Annotated in this window: 5 protein-coding genes; 4 read left to right on the top strand and 1 reads right to left on the bottom strand. The window is 63.4% G+C overall.

Translation table 11 applies throughout. The features are described from left to right. The coding region (locus ACFWF3_RS23280; RefSeq protein ID WP_379315257.1) for a hypothetical protein at positions 1-236 on the bottom strand (236 nt) is incomplete at its 3' end. Between the two features lie 126 nt (positions 237-362). Here ACFWF3_RS23280 and ACFWF3_RS23275 point away from each other — a divergent pair. The 4 genes from ACFWF3_RS23275 (at position 363) to ACFWF3_RS23260 (ending at position 5,225) form a co-directional block, all read left to right on the top strand. Continuing rightward, positions 363-1,595, top strand: a complete 1,233-nt coding sequence (locus ACFWF3_RS23275) for a PucR family transcriptional regulator (RefSeq protein WP_379315256.1) — start codon at positions 363-365, stop codon at positions 1,593-1,595. Between the two features lie 208 nt (positions 1,596-1,803). Then, entirely contained in the window at positions 1,804-3,372 is a 1,569-nt protein-coding gene (locus tag ACFWF3_RS23270) for a flavin-containing monooxygenase (protein WP_379315255.1), read from the top strand. Between the two features lies 1 nt (position 3,373). Next, positions 3,374-4,420 (top strand): alpha/beta hydrolase, encoded by a 1,047-nt coding sequence (locus ACFWF3_RS23265; RefSeq protein ID WP_379315254.1) that lies wholly within the window; start codon positions 3,374-3,376, stop codon positions 4,418-4,420. A gap of 148 nt (positions 4,421-4,568) precedes the next feature. Then, on the top strand, positions 4,569-5,225 hold the full coding sequence (locus ACFWF3_RS23260) for a Zn-ribbon domain-containing OB-fold protein (protein WP_379315253.1): 657 nt from the start codon (positions 4,569-4,571) through the stop codon (positions 5,223-5,225). Positions 5,226-5,265: the final 40 nt, after the last annotated feature.

Raw genomic sequence — 5,265 nt, 5'->3', positions numbered from 1 at the left:
GCGATGGGAAGGCTTGCACCTCGACGGCCTGCCGATAGCCCGTTGATGATGGGATTTTCCGGCCCGGTGAGGCAGGTTGCACCGCCGCCGCGCGAATCGTGTGCACCTTCGTCGTAGCGGATCGGGCCTCGCTCGCTCGACACTGAGAGAACCACCGAATTCAATCGCGGGAGTAATCCACCCGCCATACAAGAAAAGGAATTCCGTATTTGAATGAATTCCGCGACATAGCGCACCGCGGCTGGATCTGACGCCGCGAATATATCAATGATGCCAATTCGGCAACCAGGCTCATTCCGACTCGTCCCGTGTAGGAGGTGGAGTAGATTCGAACCGTCGCCGCTATCGCACGGGAGCAGCTCATGAGTGATCGGGAAGCCGATTGGCCAGCCCTGTCAGACGCCGCGAAGGACTTGTTCCGCTCGGTGGCGACGGCGCTGCTGCCGCATGCCGAGTCCATCCTCGACGAACTCGCGACGGTTCAGTTCCAGGCGACTGTCGACCCGGGTGCCAGTCTGGGCTCCCCGCTGTCGGAAATCGACCGCCGGTTGACTCGCACGAATGTCGAGCAGTGGCTCGCGTCGAACATCCACGCACCGGGGCGACCGGTGCCCGTCGTCGACGTGGTGGAGTACGCGCAGTACGCCCGCGACCTCGCGATGCGCGGCATCTTCGTGAACGAGAGCCGTGCCTGGCGCGCCGCTCAGCGCTCGATCTGGACATGGTGGGTCAATGCCTGCTTCCAATCCGGTGCCGAGCCGCAGATACTGCGCGAGGTGATCGACTTGTCCGCGACTTCGCTCACCGCGTTCGTCGACGACTCGATGGCTCAGTTCGAGGAACATCTCGAGGCGATTCGGGAAGACCTGAGCGCGGCCACGCAGCTCAGGCGCCAGTCGACAGTGCAACTGCTCCTCGAAGGTGCGCCGATCCCGCGCGACCGTGCCGAAAACCAGCTCGGGTACCCGCTTACCGATGTCCACGTGGCGGCCATCGTCTGGGTCGGCTCCGTCGACACCGCCGCGCAAGCCACCAAAGCCGCCGAACAGATCGTCCGCGCGACGCAGACCCCTTACCGCCTGTCGATCGACGCCGGACTTACCACCATCTGGCTGTGGATGCCCACCGCCACAGCCCCCGATATCGCCCAGATCGCCGATCTCCTCGCCCCGACGCCGGCAGCGCGAGTGGCATTCGGGCGGCCCGGTGCCGACATCACGGGTTTTCGCCGCAGCCACCTCGACGCGGCCGCCGCCAAGCGCCTCGTGGAACGTCTCGGATCGAATCGACGGGTCGTCCGATTCCAGGACGTACACCTGGCGTCGCTGATCTCCACCGATCCCGCCGAGGCCGAACTGTTCATCTCCGACACGCTCGGCGATTTGGCCGGCGCGGATCGGTTGATTCGCGACACAGTCCGCACCTTCATTCATGAACGGTTCAACAGCTCGCGCACCGCCGACCGAATGTTCGCACACCGCAACACGATCGACCGCCGCCTTACCCGCGCAAGCGAGTTGCTGCCCATGTCGCTCAACGAGAACGCGACAGCGATCGATGCGGCGCTCTCCCTGATCGCGCTCCGGGACGACTAACAGCGCACGAAGCTGCCCACGCCCGTCACGCCAACGGGGAGCTATGCCTTCTGCTGGCGAAAGAATCGGACTTCTACGACCATTTTGCAGCAGTTTGCACTGTCACTCGACAGTATCCGCGCGCCACGACAATGGCGCACATCACACCCGCAAGACGATTATCGAATGAACAACCACTCCACGATCACGTAGTGAAGGAGCCAGCACAGTGGCTACTGCAAAACCTCAACAGCACGAGGTGGTAGATATCGCGATCATCGGCGCTGGAGTCTCCGGACTCGGCGCCGCATATTACTTCAGCCGCGCATTTCCGACGAAGCGGATCGTGGTGCTGGAAGGACGCGATGATATCGGTGGAACCTGGGATCTGTTCAAATACCCGGGAATTCGGTCGGACTCCGATCTGCACACATATGGCTGGGATTTCAAGCCGTGGCGTCGTCGCGAAGCGATCGCCGAAGGGCATCTGATTCGGGAGTACATGCATGAGGCCGTCGACGAGTTCGGTCTCGCCTCGATGCTGCGGCTCGGGCACAAGGTCACCGGCGCCTCCTGGTCGAGCGACGACGCGCGGTGGACGCTCGACGTCACCCAGCGCGACGCCGAGGGCAAAGAGACTACGACCGCCATCACCACACGGTGGGTGTTCGGCGGCACGGGCTACTACAACTACGAGGAGGGCTACACCCCGGATATTCCTGGTCTCACGGACTTCGGCGGCGACATCCTCCATCCGCAGAAATGGCCCGAGCACTACGACTCCGCAGGCAAGCGTGTGGTGGTAGTCGGGAGCGGCGCCACCGCGATCACGATGATTCCGGCCATGGCTTACGGCCCCAACCCACCGGCGCATATCACCATGCTCCAGCGCACACCGACGTACATCGTCTCATTGCCGAAGGTGGACAAGAATGCGCTGCGCTTGACCGCGTTGCTCGGTATCGAGCGAGGCTATTGGGCGACTCGCGAAAAGAACATGTGGCGTGACTATTTCACGGTCAAGTTCATGGAGCGGTTCCCGAATGCTGCTCGTAAGTTGATCCGTTCCCTGAACGTCAAGGACCTGCCGAAAGGCTTCGACGTCGACACGCACTTCAACCCGCCGTACGCGCCGTGGGATCAACGGATGTGCCAGTCACCCGACGGTGATTTCTTCGAATCCATCCGGGACGGCTACACGTCGGTCGTCACCGACAAGATCACACGTGTCACCCGTACCGGAATCCTGCTCGCCAGCGGCGTCGAACTCGACGCGGACGTCATCGTCACCGCCACGGGCCTGAACCTGCAGATGTTCGGCGGTATCTCGCACACGGTCGACGGGCGACGGATCGATGTGGCCGACACTGTGACCTATCGCGGCATGCTCACCTCCGAGCTGCCGAACTGGGCAATCTCGTTCGGCTACACCAAGTCCGCGTCGTGGACGATGAAGGTCGGTATGACCTCGGCCTACATCATCGAACTGATCAAGATCATGGAGGCAAACGGCTTCGACTCGGTGGTCCCCGTGCCCGATCCGCACATGCCCACCGAGCCACTCCTGGACTTGAACTCCGGCTACGCGAACCGTGGAAAACACCTACTGCCGCAGCAGGGACCGGAACTGCCGTGGCGGATGCTGACCCACGTTCCCGCCGACCGCAAGCTGCTCGCCGACCGGCCGACCATCGACGGCAACCTCCGCTTCGCACGCGCACAGGCAGTCCGTCCCCCGGTGCAGAGCAACGGTGCACAGCCGGCGAAAAAGTCTGCTGCAAAGACAGGAGTGGCGTGAGATGACCGCGCACGAACTGACAACATCGCAAAAACTCATCCGTAGTCTCGCAATCCTGCTCGGCAAAACTCCCCCCGCTTTGCTGAACTTGGTCGCGGGCGCGCCGACCAACAGGGCCGGTGCACGCATGGCACCCGAGATCGCACTGCTGATGACGGCGACCGCCGCCGGACCCGACTACAGCGACCACGATCCGGCCCGAGCACGCGCCATGACCGACGCCGATACCGCCACCTTCGCCGAGAAGTGCCCGCCGCTGCACCTGGTGGAGGAACTCGAGCTGTCTGGCGGGCTCACGGCCACTCGCTACCGTGCGTCGGCGACGTCGACAGGCCTGCTCGTGTATTTCCACGGCGGTGGGTTCGTGCTGGGCAGCCGAGCTTCCTACGATGCGCCCGCTCGCCTCCTCGCGATTCACAGCGGCTTGGACGTGCTCTCGGTCGAGTACCGGTTGGCACCGGAACACCCGTTCCCCGCCCCTATCGAGGATGCTCTCGTCGCATGGGACTTCGCAGTCGAGCGGGCACCTGGATGGGATATCGACCCGACGTGCATCGCGGTGGGAGGCGATAGCGCGGGAGCCAACATCGCGACAGTGCTGGCCCAGCAATTGCGCGGCCGAGCAGTGCGACCGGCGGTGCAAGCGCTGCTGTACCCGGCGACCGATTTCTCCACGTCGTATGAATCCCACACTGAGTTCGCCGATTCACCCGCGCTGTCGGCCAAGCAGATCGCATGGTTCCGCGACAACTACATCCCAGCCGGCATCGATCGCGCTGACCCACGCCTTTCGCCGATGCGGGCCGACGATCTGTCCGGCCTGCCGCCCGCGGTGATCGCGGTGGCCGGCTTCGATCCTCTTCGCGACGAGGCCACCGCGTATGCCAACCGGCTCGCCGATGAAGGTGTGCCCACTCGCCTCCTGCGCGAGGAACGGTTGGTGCACGGATATGTCTCCTTCACCGCGATCAGCCCAACCAGCCGCGAGGCCACCGTGCGGTTCGCCGAAACGATCGCCGACGTGATGGAAGCGATTCAGGTCGGCTGACGCACTGGCCAGCCGAGCCGATTCCGCCTGGAACCATTTGCGAAACCCGAGGAATGTGATGCCCACCCCATGCCCCGACGCAACCTGGAGTTCATGCTCTCCGAGCACACAGAAGCCGAGCCGCTAATTTCAGGAACGGAGCGAATCCATGATGATTCACCGTTGTCGCGCCTGTAGCAGACTTTTCGCACCATCTACTACCAAATGCACCTCGTGTCGGTCAGCGCACCAGGATCTCATACCGTCGTCCGGTCTCGGTTCACTTGTGTCCTGGCGGCTGACACATCGCAGGTCGCAAGTCGCCCCCGCCGAGATGGTGCCGTTTACGATCGCCATCGTGGAACTGGACGAGGGTCCGTGGGTCTTTGCGACAATCGAAGGCGACGTTCCCCCGCCTGTCAGATCTTCAGTACGTGTTCGATTCCGGCCGCGACCGCCGATAGAGAAGCTACCTGTCTTTGCGGCCCATTCCGCAGGTGAAGAGCGTCGCTACGGTCAGGCGTGGATTCGGACCGCGCTTCGCCAGTGCGAGAGACTCGGACACGCCGACGGAGTCGATTCGGCCACGAAATCGGCCCTCGGATTCGCCATCCGCTGGGCTCCGCTCGGAGGTGCCACCGCAAGAGAACTGCTGGTGGCCTTCGGCATGACCCGCCGACGATTCCTGCAGACGATAGCCGAGGCCCTTCGGCCACGTGGGACCGACAGTCTCGAAGTCCGCACGCTGAAGCGCCAGTTGCAGGATTCGCTGGTTCGGGCCTGGTGCGGGCGTCCGACGGCGCCTTCCATTCCGCAGTTGCCATAGGCGGCGGATGTCAGCAGCTGGGTTATGCAGACCTGTGAGC

The sequence above is a fragment of the Nocardia sp. NPDC060220 genome (genome assembly GCF_042727815.1).
In the GTDB taxonomy this organism is placed as follows: Bacteria; Actinomycetota; Actinomycetes; order Mycobacteriales; family Mycobacteriaceae; genus Nocardia.
The sequence above is the reverse complement of the archived record's forward strand: the minus strand, read 5'-3'. Positions and strand labels throughout refer to the sequence as shown.

Coding starts and splice junctions, on each gene's coding strand:
- ACFWF3_RS23275 (WP_379315256.1), top strand. CDS start 363: ATGAGTGATCGGGAAGCCGATTGGCCAGCCCTGTCAGACGCCGCGAAG.
- ACFWF3_RS23265 (WP_379315254.1), top strand. CDS start 3,374: ATGACCGCGCACGAACTGACAACATCGCAAAAACTCATCCGTAGTCTC.
- ACFWF3_RS23260 (WP_379315253.1), top strand. CDS start 4,569: ATGATGATTCACCGTTGTCGCGCCTGTAGCAGACTTTTCGCACCATCT.